17 protein-coding genes, 4 tRNA genes and 2 pseudogenes are annotated in these 17,223 nt (G+C 53.7%); 14 read left to right on the forward strand and 9 right to left on the reverse strand.

Going from position 1 to position 17,223, the window contains the following annotated elements:
- The first annotated feature begins 352 nt into the window (after window positions 1-352).
- Both hrcA and dnaJ read left to right on the forward strand, forming a co-directional pair.
- Complete coding sequence (hrcA, locus tag BBPC_RS04820) at window positions 353-1,486, forward strand: heat-inducible transcriptional repressor HrcA (protein WP_033524026.1); 1,134 nt, start codon at window positions 353-355, stop codon at window positions 1,484-1,486.
- A 53-nt stretch (window positions 1,487-1,539) separates the two neighbouring features.
- On the forward strand, window positions 1,540-2,688 hold the full coding sequence (dnaJ, locus tag BBPC_RS04825) for a molecular chaperone DnaJ (protein WP_004222117.1): 1,149 nt from the start codon (window positions 1,540-1,542) through the stop codon (window positions 2,686-2,688).
- A 166-nt stretch (window positions 2,689-2,854) separates the two neighbouring features.
- On the opposite strand, the gene BBPC_RS04830 is transcribed toward dnaJ, so the two are convergent.
- Complete coding sequence (locus BBPC_RS04830) at window positions 2,855-3,646, reverse strand: fructosamine kinase family protein (protein WP_004222119.1); 792 nt, start codon at window positions 3,644-3,646, stop codon at window positions 2,855-2,857.
- Window positions 3,647-3,845: 199 nt separating this feature from the next.
- On the opposite strand from BBPC_RS04830, the gene uppP reads away from it, so the two are divergent.
- Window positions 3,846-4,730 (forward strand): undecaprenyl-diphosphatase UppP, encoded by an 885-nt coding sequence (uppP, locus tag BBPC_RS04835; protein ID WP_004222120.1) that lies wholly within the window; start codon window positions 3,846-3,848, stop codon window positions 4,728-4,730.
- A 95-nt stretch (window positions 4,731-4,825) separates the two neighbouring features.
- Here uppP and BBPC_RS04840 read toward each other — a convergent pair whose 3' ends face one another.
- Window positions 4,826-5,650, reverse strand: coding sequence for a PAC2 family protein (locus BBPC_RS04840; protein WP_004222123.1), 825 nt, complete (start codon window positions 5,648-5,650; stop codon window positions 4,826-4,828).
- Between the two features lie 252 nt (window positions 5,651-5,902).
- Here BBPC_RS04840 and BBPC_RS04845 point away from each other — a divergent pair.
- The 11 genes from BBPC_RS04845 (at window position 5,903) to BBPC_RS04890 (ending at window position 9,118) form a co-directional block, all read left to right on the forward strand.
- Window positions 5,903-5,975, forward strand: a tRNA-Gly gene (locus tag BBPC_RS04845).
- 30 nt (window positions 5,976-6,005) lie between these two features.
- Window positions 6,006-6,076, forward strand: a tRNA-Cys gene (locus BBPC_RS04850).
- Window positions 6,077-6,115: 39 nt separating this feature from the next.
- Window positions 6,116-6,187, forward strand: a tRNA-Val gene (locus BBPC_RS04855).
- 32 nt (window positions 6,188-6,219) lie between these two features.
- Window positions 6,220-6,295: transfer RNA gene (locus BBPC_RS04860), tRNA-Val, on the forward strand.
- A gap of 83 nt (window positions 6,296-6,378) precedes the next feature.
- Window positions 6,379-6,588, forward strand: a complete 210-nt coding sequence (locus tag BBPC_RS09435; RefSeq protein ID WP_004222125.1) for a hypothetical protein — start codon at window positions 6,379-6,381, stop codon at window positions 6,586-6,588.
- Window positions 6,589-6,664: 76 nt separating this feature from the next.
- Entirely contained in the window at window positions 6,665-6,829 is a 165-nt protein-coding gene (locus tag BBPC_RS09815; RefSeq protein WP_155114913.1) for a hypothetical protein, read from the forward strand.
- Between the two features lie 107 nt (window positions 6,830-6,936).
- Window positions 6,937-7,101 (forward strand): hypothetical protein, encoded by a 165-nt coding sequence (locus tag BBPC_RS09820; RefSeq protein ID WP_004222131.1) that lies wholly within the window; start codon window positions 6,937-6,939, stop codon window positions 7,099-7,101.
- Between the two features lie 106 nt (window positions 7,102-7,207).
- The gene (locus BBPC_RS04875; RefSeq protein ID WP_033524028.1) at window positions 7,208-7,399 is read left to right on the forward strand and encodes a hypothetical protein; all 192 of its coding nucleotides are present in this window, start codon (window positions 7,208-7,210) and stop codon (window positions 7,397-7,399) included.
- Between the two features lie 82 nt (window positions 7,400-7,481).
- Window positions 7,482-7,922, forward strand: a complete 441-nt coding sequence (locus BBPC_RS04880) for an FHA domain-containing protein (protein ID WP_033524029.1) — start codon at window positions 7,482-7,484, stop codon at window positions 7,920-7,922.
- Between the two features lie 98 nt (window positions 7,923-8,020).
- A complete protein-coding gene (locus BBPC_RS04885) occupies window positions 8,021-8,644 on the forward strand; it encodes a MerR family transcriptional regulator (protein ID WP_004222140.1) in 624 nt (207 codons plus the stop codon).
- 105 nt (window positions 8,645-8,749) lie between these two features.
- Window positions 8,750-9,118 carry a hypothetical protein gene (locus tag BBPC_RS04890; RefSeq protein WP_004222143.1) on the forward strand — a complete coding sequence of 123 codons (369 nt, stop codon included), beginning with the start codon at window positions 8,750-8,752 and terminating at the stop codon, window positions 9,116-9,118.
- Between the two features lie 352 nt (window positions 9,119-9,470).
- Here the strand turns inward: BBPC_RS04890 and BBPC_RS04895 are convergent, their stop codons facing one another.
- From BBPC_RS04895 to BBPC_RS04920, 7 genes and pseudogenes are all read right to left on the reverse strand, one after another.
- Window positions 9,471-10,193 (reverse strand): HAD hydrolase-like protein, encoded by a 723-nt coding sequence (locus BBPC_RS04895; protein ID WP_004222146.1) that lies wholly within the window; start codon window positions 10,191-10,193, stop codon window positions 9,471-9,473.
- A gap of 111 nt (window positions 10,194-10,304) precedes the next feature.
- On the reverse strand, window positions 10,305-10,652 hold the full coding sequence (locus BBPC_RS04900) for an RNA polymerase-binding protein RbpA (RefSeq protein WP_004222148.1): 348 nt from the start codon (window positions 10,650-10,652) through the stop codon (window positions 10,305-10,307).
- Between the two features lie 95 nt (window positions 10,653-10,747).
- Window positions 10,748-13,348: a DEAD/DEAH box helicase gene (locus tag BBPC_RS04905; protein WP_004222150.1), complete on the reverse strand. Its 2,601-nt coding sequence runs from the start codon at window positions 13,346-13,348 to the stop codon at window positions 10,748-10,750.
- A gap of 20 nt (window positions 13,349-13,368) precedes the next feature.
- Window positions 13,369-13,686 carry a hypothetical protein gene (locus tag BBPC_RS04910; RefSeq protein WP_022244805.1) on the reverse strand — a complete coding sequence of 106 codons (318 nt, stop codon included), beginning with the start codon at window positions 13,684-13,686 and terminating at the stop codon, window positions 13,369-13,371.
- Window positions 13,687-13,699: 13 nt separating this feature from the next.
- Window positions 13,700-14,794: pseudogene (locus BBPC_RS10265) on the reverse strand (helix-turn-helix transcriptional regulator); the annotation flags it as partial.
- A 74-nt stretch (window positions 14,795-14,868) separates the two neighbouring features.
- A pseudogene (locus BBPC_RS10270) lies at window positions 14,869-15,610 on the reverse strand (helix-turn-helix transcriptional regulator); the annotation flags it as partial.
- Between the two features lie 146 nt (window positions 15,611-15,756).
- Window positions 15,757-17,151 carry a UTP--glucose-1-phosphate uridylyltransferase gene (locus BBPC_RS04920; protein ID WP_047749745.1) on the reverse strand — a complete coding sequence of 465 codons (1,395 nt, stop codon included), beginning with the start codon at window positions 17,149-17,151 and terminating at the stop codon, window positions 15,757-15,759.
- Between the last annotated feature and the right edge of the window lie 72 nt (window positions 17,152-17,223).

Genomic DNA, 17,223 nt, shown 5'->3' on the forward strand with positions numbered 1-17,223 from the left:
TTGTGCCGAGCGCTCGACGCCCTCACATTGCGTTTTCCATAGTAGCGATGTGAGGTGACGTTGTGGTGGATTTTTGGCGTGTTTTGGTAGTTTGTGTTCTGTTAACGCTCACAGTTAACATTCTCGTGCGATTGCTCTGTTCGATTGGTGGTATGACGAGCATTTCGGGAGATTGCTATCGGGAAAAACGAGAAACGAGTACTCTGGAAGCGAACGTATTAGCACTCGCGCCTCGCGAGTGCTAATACAATGGGAGAAGTATTTACGGAAGACGGTTTCTCCTAATATCGCAGATATTCCGAAAACCGGCTCCCGCTGAATCGTATCGTGTATACATAAAGAGGAGGCACGCATGACGCAGTCAAGACGTATGTTGGTGCTGCGTGCCGTCGTCGAGGACTATATTCGCTCGCAGGAGCCAGTCGGTTCGACCACCTTGACCAAAGATCATGATCTGGGCGTCAGCTCGGCCACCGTCCGTAATGATATGGCCGCCTTGGAAGATGAGGGATATCTTATTCAACCCCATACGTCGGCAGGGCGCATACCAACGGAAAAAGGGTACCGATACTTCGTGGACCGCTTGGCCACAGTGGTGCCGATGTCTGAAGCGCAACGCCGTGGCATCAACAGTTTTCTGTCGGGATCCGTCAATCTGCAGGACACCTTGCAGCGCGCAGCCCGCCTTCTGGCACAGATCACCGGTCAGGTCGCGGTTGTGGCGGCCCCGTCGTTGGCGAAATCGACATTACGGCATATCGAAATCGTTCCCGTATCAATCAACACCCTGTTGGCCGTCGTCATCACTGACACCGGCCGAGTGGCGCAACATATACTCAACGTTTCCGAGTTGCCGGACACCACAGTGCTGTCGCATCTGGTCAACGAAATCAACGCGCAGTGTGCCAGCGTTTCTTTGACACGAACCGCGGACTATGTCAGGCAGATGTCATCCCGCAAGGAATACCGCCCCATCAGTAGACTGGCGGAAACGCTTGCTCAAGCTTTCGATGGCATGGCCGACGACGAGCGCGCGAGCGAACTCTATATGGCAGGAACCTCACGACTCGCGCACCAGCGTGCCGTGGCCGATCTTGCACCATTGTTCGATGCGCTGGAAGAGCAAGTCGTGCTCATGAAACTCATGAGCACGTTGAGCGAAACCACGCAATCCGATGGAGTCGGAGTGGCCATCGGCTCCGAAACGCACACGCCCGGTCTGCTGCATGCATCCGTGGTGACCAGCGGGTACGGTCGAACCTCGGCAACCGCTGACGACGTAACAAAAGGCGAGACTGCGGAGGAGCAGGGGAGAGAGACAAGCAATCACACCACTGCAGCGCAGGATTCCACCGAGCCCATCGCCTTCGTCGGATCCATAGGACCGACGCATATGGACTATGCTGCGACCATGGCAGCAGTGCGTGCCGTTGCCAGATATCTGACCGCATTCGTGGCTCACGACGAAAACCAAAACAACAGCTGACCCCGCCTTATGGCACAATGACACGCGAAAAGCAATAGGGAGAAAGAACAACCGTGACGGACTATTACGAAGTGCTGGGCGTAGACCGCTCCGCAAGCGACGACGAGATCAAAAAAGCTTATCGAAAGATGAGCCGCAAATATCATCCCGATATCGCAGGTCCGGAATTCGAAGACAAATTCAAGGAAGTCAATAACGCCTACGAAGTGTTGTCCGATCCACAGAAGCGTCAGATGTTCGACGCCGGCGTGGACCCGAACGATCCGAACGCCGGCGGCATGCATGGCGGATTCAGCGGCGGATTCGGCGACATGGGTGACATTTTCAACATGTTCACCGGAGGTGCTTTCGGCGGTGGCAACGGCGGTCCGACCCCTCGTACACAGCCGGGACGCGATGCACTGGCCACAGTGACCATCGACTTGAAGACTGCGGTGTTCGGCGACACCGCACATGTTGAAATCAAAACGTTCGGTCTGTGCCAGGAATGCGCCGGCACCGGCTGCCAGAAAGGTACCCAGCCGGCACAGTGCCCCGACTGCCATGGTCAGGGCTACGCACAGCGCGTGGTGCGCACCATGCTTGGCCAGATGATGACCACCGCTCCATGCGAGCGTTGCGAGGGACATGGTACCGTTATCGAAAATCCGTGTCCGTCCTGCCTTGGTCATGGTCGTGTGCGTATCACCCGTAATGTCGGCGTGTCCGTGCCTGCCGGCGTGACGAACAATACCCGTCTGCGTCTCGCTAATCAGGGCGAGGTGGGTGAAAACGGCGGTGTTGCCGGCGACCTGTATGTCGACATCCGCATCGCTCAGGATGACACCTTCACTCGTAACGGTGATGATTTGCACTGCTGGATCCAAGTGCCGATGAGCTGGGCCGTACTGGGGCATGATCTGGAAATCGACACGTTCGATGGCAAGCAGTCTGTGAGAGTGCCTGCAGGAAGCCAGCCTGACGACACTGTGACCTTGAAGAATCTGGGCGTCACGCATCTTAACAACAAGAGCGAGCGTGGCGATCTGGTGGCGCATATCGCAGTGAAGATTCCGACAAAGCTCACTGACGACGAGCGTGCCTTGATGGAACGGTTTGCCGAAAAGCATGACACAGATGCCCAACATGTTGCGGTAAGCGCACGCCCGACTTCCGGAACGAAGAAGGGCTTCTTCTCCAAGCTGAAGGATGCACTGCGCTGAATTTCCCTATCCTCATGTCGTACATCCGATGAGAAAACGTTAGATCGCATATCAAATAGCCGGTTGCTTCAAAAACGAAGCAACCGGCTATTTTGTCAATGTTTCTGCTGTAGCAAGCGGATTGCCTCACGCCTACAACAGCCAATCATTAGGCATATCTACGTGTTTATTTGAGCAATGACCGGCACATAGCGCGATACTGGTTCACATAGCCACCGCCGAAGAACACGCAGTGGCCTGCGATGGGGTAGAGCTGCCACAATGTGGTGCGCTCCTGCCATCCTGCTTTCAGCGGATGTACGGACTGGTATCCGTCGAGAATGTCCCGCAAGTACGACATGCCGAATAGGTCAAGCATGGCGAGATCCTCTTCACGATGCCCGCCGTGCGCGGCTGGGTCGATCAGCACCGCTTCCACGGATCCGGAATCGGCCGACCACATGACATTGCCGCTCCACAGATCGCCGTGCACTCGTGCTGGCTTGTCATTGGCCGCCTTGCCCAGTATTTCAGGCAACGCTTCAATGACGGCCTCAGTCAGTTCCATATCGTAATCAGTGAGTTCACGGCGCTTCATACCAAGCTGTACCATCGGGCGGAGCCTGCCTTCGGCCAAATATGTCGCCACATCATCCCATTCGCCTGCGTCCATGGGAACGGGATCCTGCAAGGGGCCGAAATAACAAGTTCCCGTATATCCGGCTGGGGCAGATCCAAAGTAATCGGCTCCGGCATCATGCATACGCGCGAGAGCAGCGCCGAAATCATGCGCGGCCTGCAAAGTCGGACCACAGGCGTTCACTCGTTCAATGTTGAGATAATCCTTGCCCCAGTCGTACACGTCTACCACACGTGGCCCGCCTTTGGATTGCGCTTCGCCAAGCCACTGCAGGCCACGGCCCTCGCATTCGAAGAAACCTTCAGGACTGAATGCCCTGCTCTTGCGATATTTGCTCATGCTGCCCGACCTTTCCTTGCATGATCCGCCACATTTGCGAGACCTTATGGAATCGTTAGTGAAGCTCCGATGGGTTTTGGCACCATTGTGTGCATGGTTTGAGACAACTCAAGGATCCATAGCGAAAAATTAGACCCCTCTCGCTAGTCTTGGATGCGGAAAAGCAGACGAAACCATTGATACATATAAAAGAGGGTTCATGAATTTCTTCCAAGCGATTTTCCTTGGTCTGGTGCAGGCATTGACCGAGTACCTGCCAGTTTCTTCCAGCGCGCATATTCGCATTATCGGCGATTTGATGCTGGGATCCGATCCGGGCGCCGCGTTCACCGCAATCATCCAGATCGGCACCGAGCTTGCCGTGATTTTGTATTTCCGACATGACATCATCCGCATTCTTGGAGCATGGTTCGGTTCCCTGTTCGGCAAAGAAGGCAAGGATTTCAAAAGCCGTATGGGAGCGCACAATCCAGACACGCAGATGGGCTGGTTCATCATCCTCGGCACGATGCCGATTCTGATTGCCGGCCTGCTGTTCAAGCATGCGATCGAAGGGTCACTGCGTAATCTGTGGATCACCGTCACCGTACTTGCATTGTTCGGCGTGCTGCTGTGGGTGGTCGACGCCCGTTCCAAGCAGGTCAAGACCATGAAGGAAATGACCTGGAAGGATGCGCTGATCTTCGGCATCGGCCAGATGCTCGCATTGATTCCCGGCGTTTCCCGTTCTGGGGGCACCATCACCTTTGGACGCGCCATGGGATACACCCGTGAGGCAGCCGTTCGAGTGAGCTTCCTCATGGCCATTCCTGCCGTGTTCGGCGCAGGCATTCTGGAAGCCGTATCGGCCGTCAAGGACGTTGCCGCGGGGGATGCCGGTATGTTCCCCGGCTGGGGTCCTACCATCGCCGCAGCCATCGTGGCATTTGTGGTCGGCTACGTGGTGATCATCGGCTTCCTGAAGTTTGTTTCCACCTTCTCGTACAAGGCATTCGCCATCTACCGCATCGGCTTGGCGATCGTCGTGGCATTGCTGCTGATTACCGGCGTGCTTTCGCCGCTGGAAGCCGCAGCTGCAGCGTGAATCTAATTCGATAATCGAATAACAAAAAAGTCGGGCCGATCATCCTGCGATGGTCGGCCCGACTTATATATTCACTGCTTATCGCCAATCACAACTTAATTGCCACGCAAGAACGATTCAGCCTCACGAATCAGCTCTTCGCAAGCGGGCATGCCATTCGACGCGATACGTTGCGCTTGAGCGTTCAAATCGTAGTCGCGTTCCAGACAGGCAAGATAATCGCCGGCATGCGTCTGCTCGACAATCTCGTCGGCAGCCTTGCGCCATTCGGCGGCTTTTCTGTTCAAATCACCTTCAGTCAGCGGATGCTCAAGTAAAAGAGACAATGCGCGAACCAATTCCAGCGTGCCCTGCAAGCACTCGGTATTCGCACAGTAATGGGGTACGGACACCCACATGGATGTGGTATGAAATCCTGCGTCCGCCGCAAATGCGTCAAGAATGTTGGGGATGCCCACAGGGCCGTTATATTCCTTGTCGGGTTCGCTTTCGCAGTCATTTTTGGAAATGTCAAGCGGCAAAGGCCTGGTGTGGGGGCAATCGTCGAACATGGATCCAAGCGTGACGATACCGCTCACATCGTAGTCTTCTGCGATGCGCAACGTCTGCCTGCAGTATTCCTCCCAACGATAATTTGGCTCGGGGGCGATCTGAGCGAGAAAATGCAGCGAGGGGGAGACTGCAATGTCATAGAACGTGGTCTGTGGCCAGATGATTCGTTTACGACCTTGTACCGAGCAAATCATCGGACGGGCTACCTGATAGTCGTAGAAACCCTCATTGTCGATATGATGCACCTCCTGTGAATCATATCGCGACACAAGATGCCGTATGACGTTCGTCGCAGCCTGGCAGGCGTCATTCCACCCCTCAAACGCGGAGATCATTATTGTCTCGCGTTTTTTCGTCTCCTCACACATGCTTTAAATGTATAACGAAATCATATTTCCGCAAACACGCTTCCGCCATCGGTGAATGTGACGAGCAGGGCATCCCGATCTAGACAACAGCATCTCAAAATACCCGAATGTCAAGAAAGCTCAAAACCTTTTTTCGGTAGATAAAAGCCCTTTGAAAACAGCAAAACACGAACACGACACGCGGACTTGCAAATTTTGAGAATGCGGATATAGTAGATACTCGTGCTCAGGCAGTAGTACTGCGGAGAACAGGCGGACATAGCTTAGTTGGTAAAGCGCAACCTTGCCAAGGTTGAGACCGCGGGTTCGAGTCCCGTTGTCCGCTCTAAGGTCCCGATTGATTATCGACCTTTAGGGTGGGTTAGCCAAGCGGTTAGGCAGCGGCCTGCAAAGCCGTATAGACGAGTTCGACTCTCGTACCCACCTCTTGTTGTGCTTGACATGTGCGAGTGCGACGCATGACCCGGGCGGTTGGCGCAGAGGTAGCGCACTTCCCTGACACGGAAGGGGTCACAAGTTCGAATCTTGTATCGCCCACTGGAACGTGAGTTCCTATATAACCCATCATCGGGTGATTGGCGCAGCGGCTAGCGCACTTCCTTCACACGGAAGGGGTCATAGGTTCGATTCCTATATCACCCACCATCGGGCGGCACGTCGTGCCGCCTTTTTTGTTGGTTTCGTTGGGTTTCCGCCGTTTCGTGCGGCATGTCGGAAACGGGTGGCGCGTGGTGTTGGTTTTGGGCGCCATAGCGATTCATGGCGCCTATACTTCCAGGCAACGCAACATCAATCAAAAAGTCGAGCAGGATCTCAGAGGTAAGCTGGGACTGCCGGCCACAGGCGAAATCTATTACGTGCAGGATCGTCCGTTGTATCAGGAGTACGAGAATCTCGTTCTGACCACCTACGACAAATGGTTCGGATACCATCCATGATGGAACGATTTTCGACAAGGCCAACGTTCCTGCAACAGAGGAGGGCGGTGATTATGTTCACCAGTATATGGTGATTTTGACTGACTACAAAGAATCGGTTGATATTGGATGGTATCAAATGTCTTCCAGCACCGATGAACCTGATGATCTCGTTCAGGCAGGCATCGACGAATTCCAGAATTATGAGAACCAGTTCCTGAAGGATGAGGATCTTGTACGGCCTATTTTGATGCTGTTGTAAGGCATGAGTTGTCTCACAGGGAAATCTGGGCGCGCTGCGGAACCGCTGGTCCGCCTGTCGCGGGCAACTTGATTGGAGCTGCAACCAACTCCTATGCAGTGAAATACATGGGTGCGGATAAATCCCAGATCGAGTCCACGCAGGGAGAAGACTATAAGATGACGCAGCAGAGCGACGCGGTGGCCGAGGCCATTCACTCCGGCGATGCTCCTAATTCAAGAAGAGCCGTCTGCAACAAGGCATTGCGGGAAATGATCGACGAGCAGCGCTGAAATCAATCCCCGCGAATATAACTTCGAATACAGTTTTAAATCCGGAATACACACTATCCGGGCTTTTTCCGTGTTCTTTCAAGGTGTACGGCTACAATGGCAGCTTGTGAGTGACGAAGCATTGAATCTCAATCAGCCGGTCAAAGACATGGGGCCGAACGAGTTGAAGGCTTATGCCAGGCTCGGCAAACAGCAGCATGACGAGGCGAATCGTGAGCTGGAACGCCGTTGGCGCAGCTATGATGACATGTTGCCAAACGACCAGTTCGTGTCAATTATCGACAAGACTGAGGGATAAGACCCACTTTACGGTGTATGATTCGTGACCATGCCGGTCTCAATACCGGCTATTTGCAAGGGTAATGACTAGAATGGCGACTATGACTGATCCGATTCCAAGCGCAGGTGAAACGACCATCATTGGCCTTCCTGCAATAACCGTACCGGTGACTTCCACCGGAGACCGTCCTCTGACGAAAGAGGACCTTGAAACCATCATGCGTCTTGCCGATGGCACGGCATTGCTGATCTCGACTAGGGGAGCGGTGTCGGGGTCGCGGTATCTTCTTGACGAGGATGAGATTACCGTCGGCCGTGATCCAAGAGCGGACATTCTTTTGGATGATTCCACGGTTTCCCGCGCCCATGCGGTGTTCCGCAGGTCTGACGGCAGGTATTCCGTTATTGATGCGGGCAGCTTGAACGGCACCTATGTGAACCGCCAGCGTGTTGATCAGCAGGAGCTCAAGAATGGCGATGAGATTATTCTTGGCAAGTTCCGTCTGGTTTATTTCGACAATAAAGCCGTCATTGCCGGTTGATCCACGTTATGCGGGATAGACTGTGTACAACAGCTTCGCGCCCATGAGCTTCGCACGAATGCTCATGGGCGTTATTGTAGATGTCGTAGGAGAGCGTGATGAACGAAGCAGAGCCAACAACGCGGTTGCGTCTGCATGTGTCGACTGCGGTGCAGGGGGAGTTATTCCCCGCGACCGGCACTCAGCCGGTGACGCGCGGCTACAAGGGTACGGTGGCTTCAAAAGTAGCAGGCATCACTTATCGTCAACTTGACTATTGGGCTCGCAGACAAATCGTGGAACCCTCCATCACGCCGTCGCATGGATCCGGTTCGCGCAGGCTGTACTCGTTCAAGGACGTGGTGATCCTTGCTGTGTCGAAAAGACTGCTTGACGCGGGCATCAATCTGCAAAATGTGACGACTGCCATCAGTTTTCTGACGCAGCGTACCGCGGAACAACTTGAGAATATCACGATTATGTGCGACGGTCAGCAAGTGCACGAATGTACGGATAGTGAGCAAATGGTGGCGTTGTTGCAAAGCGGTCGGGCGGTATTCGGCGTATCGGTGGGATCTTTATGGAAGCAGATCAGAGAGACTCTTGCCCACGAGGAATACGTCGATCTGACCACCATGCCTTCCATGATGGGTGGAAACCGACCTGTTGACGATATCACTGCAATGCGCATGAGAAAGAACTTCGAGGCGCAACATCAGACACGCGCCGCCGCGTCACTGTAACATACCAGAATGCATGCCGTATGGTTGATGCGGACTAAGACGGATGTACGAGTCGTTGATATGAGATAGATATGTACAGACAGACATACAACAGGGGAGCAATACATGTTTGATATTCTGCCGGCATTGCTGTGGATTGTCGCAGCGGTCATATCGTTGAACATTTGTTCGATTACTGCAATTCGAGGAAATATCTTCTCAAAAACCAAGAGTGACGTATATCCGGTACGCTGGTCAATTGTCGGATTGCATTTCACATCGCTGATCATCGGAGCTCTGCCGTATCCGATATATACGATGTTCAAACCCAGCTTTTCCTTGAAATTTCAGCATTTCTACGAACAGGTTGGTTGGCCGTCGGCAGCACTGATGGTTATGCTCATCGCCACGGAACTGGTGTTTATGTATCTGCAGGCCCGAAACGGCATGAAAAGCGAAATGGAAAGAAAACTCAGCCAAGCCATTAAGGACTAGCCAAAAAGACATCCATCGAAGCGAAAACGCAGCCGTGTGGAAAAACGTCCAGCGAAGCGAGGACGCACCATCCATCATGCCGGTGGGTTATGTCGAGCAAAGTCCCGAAAGGGACGTGCTGGCATAACCCACCGATGTTATGTACAGAAAAGAGCGTCAGTCGAAAACTGCTGTAGCTTTTCTGACATAACATACATTATCGGACAAAAGTGGGAGCAGGTGCAGGGGGTATTTGAGATGTACGCGATCTCTCAAAACCCCAGGTATGCAAATGTCATCGCTGGCATGCATACCCAGGGGTTTCTTTGTCTTTATGCACAAGATGATCCGCTCGTGCATCAGCCGTTATCTATCAGGCGAAATAGTCTTCGATGGTTTGCGCAAGCTCACTAACCGAATCGATCACCTTATACGCGCCATGTTCTTTCAGCTCGCCAGGCTCGGCATAACCCCAGCCGCATCCCAAGCAATCCAGACCGCACGCTTTGGCTCCGTCAGCATCGGTCCAACGGTCACCGACCATGAGCGCCTTATCGCCAGCGGCTTCGTCAAACCCAATGTGGTCGAACGCCCATTGAATAACCTGATCTTTGTCGAGACGCGAATTATCTTCGCTGGCACCGTAAATGCCGTTGACCATGGTGTCCAAATGGAAATGCTCGCAAATCGGAATGCACTGATACTGCGGCTTGCAGCTTGCGATCGCCAAGTAGTATCCGTCAGCACGCAGTTTGGCCAACTGTTCTGGGATACCGTCATAAATGGTATTGTTCAAACGGCCCGGAACCTTTTGACCCGGATTATTCGGATCATCGAACACCGCTTCCTGCGCATAATACCTGCGGTAGATGGCAATGCCCTCATCGAGTAAGTCGTCCGGAATATTATTGCGCTGCAACGACTCGACAATTGCAGGACCAATGAATCGCTGCAACTCCTCATCATCAGGCACTGGATACCCCAGTTCCTCAAATACCTTCACCACACAACCAATGATGCCCGGATCAGACTTGGTCAATGTGCCGTCAAGGTCAAGCAGAACGACTTTCTTGGGTTGCTTGGTCTTCTCGGACATGAGATTAATGCACTCCTTGTTAAATGCTCGATGCAATGTGAACTGTTCAGATAACAATTATGCCCGGTCTTACTGACCGGGCATGCAGTTCAAGTGTCGTTCAACTACTGGTTACTCGTAGTCTGGAAACCAGCCGTCGCGATGCATCTGCAGACGCTTTTCAAGCAACGTCTTCAGCTCGTCTTCAGTACGGCGTTCCAATAGCATGTCCCAGTGTGTACGGGTCGGCTTGGAAATCTCGTCGGCCTCACGATCCTCGTCGCCTTCACGATGCGCGGTCATGCCGCACCGGCACTCCCATTCCTCCGGAACCTCCGCGCCTTCAGCGAACGGCAGAATCGTGCGGTGTCCCTTTGGGCACACATATGCGACGTCGTTTCGCGCCGCGAAATCCACATTGTCATCAGATTCCAACGACTTTGCGCCGATGCTCATGCCTCGCAGGCTGCGTTCTGCCATATTGCCTTTGCCTCCTTGGATTGTCTGCTCTGTCTAAGCTACAGAACAGTTCGGACGTGTCTTTTATTCCTTATTCGTCTGCTTGATGTTCGATTTTAGTCGACGCCGGAGTATGCGACGATGCCACGATTGATGCGATCGTACGCCTGCTTTGCGACTGGCGCCAACGTTTCGGCACGATCCGCAAGATACGGTCCAGCCACGGCTATCTGCTGAAGCACGTCGGCAAGCCGTTTGCCGTTACGCACGAAATCGCCGCCCGTCAGATCGGTGCCGTACAGCACCTGCGACAGGCTTTCACCTTGCGCCCAATCGTAGACGATATCGGTGATGCCAAAATCGAGTTGGCGAGGCTCCTCAAGCATGTGATCCTCACATAACATGGCAATCGACGCATGGACGCCCTTAAGCTGCGCTGCGCACACGGCGACGTTCCCTTGAATGCCTCCAGGGTAACGACGCGGCTCTCCCCCGCCTCCCCTGCGGGCTTCGAACACCAACGATGCGACGACGCTGGCCAATTCACAGGCGTTCAACCCGTCAAATGCGCCATCGTCAATCGCCTGCGCCAATACTAGATCAAGCTCGCTGTACAAATGCCGCAACAGCTGGCCACGTTCCGTGAGCTGATAATCACCATGGCCCGCGGATTCCCGTACCGGCTGAAGATAGCCGAGATTGGAAAGCACAGCGCAAATATGATCAAACTGACGTGCCACGGAACCGGTTCGCGAATCGTAACGATGCTGTACCCGTTCCAACTCGCGCATCTCACGAGCCCAACGATGTCCCCATTTCAAGTGCTTCTGCACATCAGGGCATTTACGGCATGGATGGTCGCGGTCTTCTTCTCTGAGTTTCTTGATGCGTTTGTCAAGATCCATAAACGCCTGGCTGCGTTCCTTCTGCGTACGGAACACCTCATGCTTGAGTTTGCGACGTTCGTTCTTCTCCAAATCACTCAAACGCATCCGCAAACGCATGAATTTTTTGAAATCGCCGAATTCACACTGGAAAGCCTGCTCGTATCCTTCCAGAGCCTTGCATAAGGTTTCCATCTGTGCTTCAAGCTGCCATGCCGACTCGTTGGCTTCCCATTGCGCAAAGGAGTGGTCAAGCGTAACGCGAGCTGTTTCATAGTCGCTGGAATTCAATAGATTGACAGCCATATTGAAGGTCGGTCTGAAGCTTGAGTGAAGCGGATACACTCGTTTGCTGGACAAGGCGGCCGCAGTGGCGGGAACAAAACCATGGTGGTCCACCACAACGGCATGTCCGATGGTGTCGATGCCACGTCGTCCCGCACGACCGGTCAACTGGGTAAACTCGCCGGGAGTCAACCCAACATGCCCGGTGCCGTCGAATTTCTCAAGCTTTTCAACCACCACACACCGTGCGGGCATGTTAATGCCCAAAGCCAGCGTTTCCGTGGCGAAGACCATTTTAACCAAGCCTTCTTCAAACAAGCGTTCGACAATCTGGCGGAACAATGCGACCATTCCCGCATGATGCGGAGCGAACCCTTCTTCCAGGGCGAAACGAAATTGCGAGAAATGCAGCGCTTTCAAGTCTTCTTGGCTCAACTGGCCTTCGACCATCTCATCGACGATCCGTCTGATTTGTTGCACTTCGTCGCTGGTGGTGAGTTCCAAGCCTGCGTTGATGCATTGGTCAACCGCTTGATCGCAACCGTTTCTTGAAAAAATGAAGTAGATTCCCGGCAGCATGTCAAGAAAATTCAACTCGTCCACAACCGCCCAGCGTCGAGGCGTATGGCGTTCGACCTTATGCGGGCGATCGTCCCATCGTCCACCTTTACCTTTGGCCCTACGCTTATCAGGACGTCGCTCGCCCTTGCGCCGTTCCGCCTGACGATCAAGCTGATCAAGTCTGTTTATCAGCTGCGCATTGAGTTTGACCGTCTGTTCGCCATTGGCGTCACGCCGATATAGGTCGATGAGTTCTGGTTCGGTATGGTCATCTGCCTGTACGAGCACATGCTGCTCCAACGGTACCGGACGCTGTTCCGACATGACCAACGTGGTTTTGCCACGAACAGATTCGATCCATTCGGAAAAATCCTCGACATTGGAAACCGTCGCGGAAAGACCTATGATGTTCACGTTTTTCGGCAAGTGGATAATGACTTCTTCCCAGACCGGCCCTCGGAAACGGTCAGCAAGATAGTGCACTTCGTCAAGGATCACATAACGAAGCGCTTCAAGCGTCACGGAATGCTCATACAGCATATTGCGCAACACTTCCGTGGTCATAACCACAATATCCGCCTCAGAGTTGATGGACGTGTCTCCGGTCAGCAATCCGACCTTATCCGTTCCATACTGGTCGACCAGATCATGGTATTTCTGGTTGCTCAGCGCTTTGATCGGCGTGGTATAAAAGGCTTTGACATTCCGCGTCTGCGCCAGATAGATGGCGAAATCGGCTGCGACAGTCTTGCCTGCTCCCGTAGGAGCTGCCACGAGCACATTATCGCCAGCCTCCAACGCATCGTTGGCTTGCATCTGGAATTCGTCAAGCTCGAATGGCATGGATCTTGCGAATTCGGCCGCAACCGTGCGCTGCTTGGCCTGCGTTTGTTTGAATGCGGCATACCGTTGCGCGGGAGACAACTCCACGGTCTCATTGATTTTCGACGGGTCAATACCGTTATTACGGCGACGATGATGGGTCATGATTCCTTAATATGGTTGGGTCAATCGTTACAATGACGCCATTGTGCCCACTGTTGAGCATGACGGCTTCGCTTCGCTTCATGCCTCTCAATGACTCCGGCATGGGCATCCGCATAACGATCTGCAGCATCCTTTAAAGGTCTGGTAAAGAAAGGCGCTTCATTCTCGTTGTTTTGGGGCAATGGTTTGCCCATCGCCTCGATTCGTTTTGCCGTCCGTTCACCCAGCTTCGCCACGTCCTTGAATGCTCGATAGCCGTGTAAACATGCGTAGACGACTCCGGAAACAACCATTGCAAGCATGAACAGAGCGAGCAACAGCCAAATCCACCAAGGCATAGTCTCTCCCCCGTCAGCCTTCATTCTCACGATCGCCAATGCTCAGCTCATGCTGGGCACGGGCGACAATCATGGTACGCAACGTTTCGGGAGCTACGGCAGTGATATGCCGTGCGTGGGAAATACAGAATGCGACATACCAGGAATCGGACGAGACGATCAGATGCACCTTCTCGCCCTCTCCGCACTTTTCGACTGTTGCTCCCGACAGCCCGTCAATAAATGACAGATCATCCTGATTGGTGACGAACACAGCTGGAGTTCCATTATCGAAGCTCCATTTGCGCAATTCGGATGCGGGAACGTCGGGAATGTCGATTTTCGCGGTAGGTTCAACCAGTTCGGCCTTTTCAATGCGGGAAATGCGAAGCACCTGCCAGATGCGAGGCTTTCCTGTGGCCTTGTTGATCGTGGTGTCTTTCTTCACGTACTTAGCTTTGTCAGCCGGTGCAGCGGCAGCGACGTCAGTCCATACGGCAACGTAGAAGACTCCCTCATCGACGAAGATCTTATCTGGCGCGACAAGCTTACGCTGGGTCCTTCCGGCGCCATCCGTATATTCCATGTCAAGCAGCAAGCTCTTGGAGATCGCGCTCTTCACAATGGAGAAATTACGCGGTTCCATCTCATAACCGGTCAGACTCAGCCAAGGCATGTCCCCCGGCTCAACATGTTGACGAAGACGGCTGTACAACGATTCAGCCTGTTCACGCAACTTGTCCGGCAGCAACGACGAATGCGCAAGATAGCTCACCGATGCGGTAAGCATGCTCAAATACTGCTGGGAGATACCTGCCAAGCGTTCCAGCCCAAGCGAATTCGTGGCGGAAACAATGCCTTCAGCGTCAAGCAACGACCAGTCGATGTCAAAGAACTGGCTTCCTGCCATCTCACCATCGTCGGAAACCGTAGTCAGCGTGTTGATGTCTTTATGAATGACATTGACGAACTTCTTCAGCTCGTCATCGGACTTCGGTTTGCCAATGAAACGTTCCGCAAGTTCCTCAAGCGAATATTCTTCGCCGAGGTGCGCCGAAAGGAACAGCATCAGACGCAGACGACGGTCGACTTCACTACCCGTCTGGAATGCGGAATTCTTCTTCGGACGCCCCTTGCACTCCTCTGCATCGTCGTCAGCGCTGTTGCGGTTGATTTCCATGGCTGTGACAGTGGAGCTATCGCCTCCTGTGGATTCGTCGGCAGGCACGAACTGCGTGGCGGCATTCAAACGGCGGTTGAACGCGTCGACAGCCTCCTGAGGACTGACGATGGAAGCACCCGGATGAGAAAGCACGAACATGGCCAGATCATCGGAATCGGTGTAGGCGACGTTCAAATGCTCGCCGTCAACATCTACAGTCGCCGCGAAACGACGCTGGTCAACGACCTTGACCAATTCGTCGGGAATGGATTGCGTTCCCAGACCCGGAGCGATGGAATCAAGACCAAGCCCTGGAGTCGGAGTCTGAGGGACGCGAGGCGCGGTACGGGACGTATGCTGCGTCTCATGTGCGGGAGCTGAGGAAATCGACATGGAACGGGCCAGATAGTTGGCCGCGGCAAGAATCGGCAAATCCTCGTCGCCGAACAGCAGACGAACGCGAGGCTCATCTCCAAGCTGCAGACGATAGGATGCGAAATCCTGGCCTTCCGACTTAGATGAATACTCAGGCTGCCTCGATTCGATGGCGATGCCCATGGCCGCAAGCTTGGCACGGTCACGCTGGAATTGCTTGGCAAAAGCCGCCTTCGCCGCCTGATCAGCCAGCTCCCCATAGGAATCGGCATACGCCTTCACACGCTGGGCAATCTGACGGGAAGTGAGCCATTGCGGGAAAGCTGAGGAAAGCACAGCCAATACATCAAGTTCGTGCTTGCCCCATTTGTCGGAGAAACGACGCCTTCCGTTACTGCCCTCTGCCATTAGTCCTCACGTCTCGTTAACGTTTCATCTTAAGTGCCTAGCCGGTTCAGGCTCTGCACACACCTCTCTATGATAGAGGGTTTTCGTTCAGATTGTGTCTATTTTACGAAAAAATACAGTTTTTCGTGTTGAGGCTACCCCTCGAATCAGACCCAATCATCAGGCTCAACACCTTGCGGGCCAACGTATTCGCCATTCGGAACATAACTCGGCTCACTTGTGTCGGTCAGCCGCGCGTCACCGAACAGTATCACGTCCCTGCCGAAGGTCCAGTCACCATCGATGTCGACGGAATTGGCCGCGGCAAGCGACGGAACGCCATAAGGGAATCTCGTATCGAAATCATGGATGTTCTTGTAATACCGCGCATCCAAGTGAACATCCGGGAAGACGTAATTGCCATCTTCCATCTCGTACTGGTCCGTCAGATGGAATCGATCGGATCGCATGATAAACAAATCGTCGGTGGTTTTCACCGGCAGGAAACGCATACGGTCAACGCATACGCAGGTAGCCCCGTCGAACAACGTCACCGCCGCTCCCATGGCTGTTTCCAGCTGGATGACCGGCTCGCTCGTCGGATCGGTCGGATCGACGGTCTTGTTATTGCGAATCACCGGAAGAGGAAGCACGCCATCATATGCGGACAGCTTGGCCTTCAGAGCGTCGATACGCACCCAGATGCTGTTCGTGTTAAAATACGGATGCTTTTCGATGTTCTGCGCATCATCCTTATCGTCCGGATGCACCTGGCTCATCTCACGCAACATCAAGCGGCCGGTCGCCTTGTCCCGCACGATATGCCCGCCCTTGCGATCAGCTGGAGTACGTTTTGCGACCTCGATCATGAATGGCGCACCGGTATTTTCGAAGTGCTGCGCCAGCGTGCGCGAAGGACGTGCGCCGAGATTGTCGGAATTCGAGATGAACAGGTATTTGAAGCCCTTCTCCTCGAGGACGTCCAATAGGCCGGATTCCCAAATGGTGGAGAACAGGTCGCCATGGCCTGGCGGGCACCATTCAAGTTCCGGATTTGCCGGGAAGCTGACAGGAAGACCGGTTTCCGCACCGATTTTCGGTTCCTGATGCTGCACGATTTCCAGAGGAATGTCCTCTTGATGGAACTTTTTGTTGGCACGCAGCACCTTCATGGTGTCATTCGACGTGCGGAAGGAGTTCATCAACGTCAATGGCAGTTCCACACCCAGACGAGTGCGTGCAGTCAGCACCTGACCGATGATGATGTCGATGAAGCGCATCTGACGTGCCTTATGGCGACGCACTGGCAGCAAGGACTTGGCGCAATCCAAGCCCATGGACGTGCCGAGGCCACCATTAAGTTTGAGGAACGCGGTTTTGGCAAAAGCATCGACGGCTTTGTCATGGTTGATGGTCTCGTAGACATCATGGAAGCTAGGCACTCCCACCAGAGGCTCAACATCATCCTCACGGATCCATGTGCTTGCTTCCTCACTGCGCCAAACCTCGTACAGTCGTTTGAATTGCGCAATGGCCATATCGGTCATCCCGTTGTCCCGCATCTTTGCGGCGGAATGTTCAAATGCGTCCTCAGTCAATGTCTTTCCCTTTCGTGCGGGCGTCCTGTTCTCATC

It is taken from the genome of Bifidobacterium pseudocatenulatum DSM 20438 = JCM 1200 = LMG 10505 (assembly GCF_001025215.1).
Taxonomy (GTDB): domain Bacteria; phylum Actinomycetota; class Actinomycetes; order Actinomycetales; family Bifidobacteriaceae; genus Bifidobacterium; species Bifidobacterium pseudocatenulatum.

Excerpts from the sequence above, each read along its gene's own strand:
- BBPC_RS04885 (WP_004222140.1), top strand. The coding sequence starts at position 8,021 with ATGAACGAAGCAGAGCCAACAACGCGGTTGCGTCTGCATGTGTCGACT.
- BBPC_RS09820 (WP_004222131.1), top strand. The coding sequence starts at position 6,937 with ATGGGTGCGGATAAATCCCAGATCGAGTCCACGCAGGGAGAAGACTAT.
- hrcA (WP_033524026.1), top strand. The coding sequence starts at position 353 with ATGACGCAGTCAAGACGTATGTTGGTGCTGCGTGCCGTCGTCGAGGAC.
- BBPC_RS04890 (WP_004222143.1), top strand. The coding sequence starts at position 8,750 with ATGTTTGATATTCTGCCGGCATTGCTGTGGATTGTCGCAGCGGTCATA.
- BBPC_RS04920 (WP_047749745.1), bottom strand. The coding sequence starts at position 17,151 with ATGCGGGACAACGGGATGACCGATATGGCCATTGCGCAATTCAAACGA.
- BBPC_RS04895 (WP_004222146.1), bottom strand. The coding sequence starts at position 10,193 with ATGTCCGAGAAGACCAAGCAACCCAAGAAAGTCGTTCTGCTTGACCTT.
- BBPC_RS04880 (WP_033524029.1), top strand. The coding sequence starts at position 7,482 with ATGACTGATCCGATTCCAAGCGCAGGTGAAACGACCATCATTGGCCTT.
- uppP (WP_004222120.1), top strand. The coding sequence starts at position 3,846 with ATGAATTTCTTCCAAGCGATTTTCCTTGGTCTGGTGCAGGCATTGACC.
- BBPC_RS04910 (WP_022244805.1), bottom strand. The coding sequence starts at position 13,686 with ATGCCTTGGTGGATTTGGCTGTTGCTCGCTCTGTTCATGCTTGCAATG.
- BBPC_RS04830 (WP_004222119.1), bottom strand. The coding sequence starts at position 3,646 with ATGAGCAAATATCGCAAGAGCAGGGCATTCAGTCCTGAAGGTTTCTTC.
- BBPC_RS04905 (WP_004222150.1), bottom strand. The coding sequence starts at position 13,348 with ATGACCCATCATCGTCGCCGTAATAACGGTATTGACCCGTCGAAAATC.
- BBPC_RS04900 (WP_004222148.1), bottom strand. The coding sequence starts at position 10,652 with ATGGCAGAACGCAGCCTGCGAGGCATGAGCATCGGCGCAAAGTCGTTG.
- BBPC_RS04840 (WP_004222123.1), bottom strand. The coding sequence starts at position 5,650 with ATGTGTGAGGAGACGAAAAAACGCGAGACAATAATGATCTCCGCGTTT.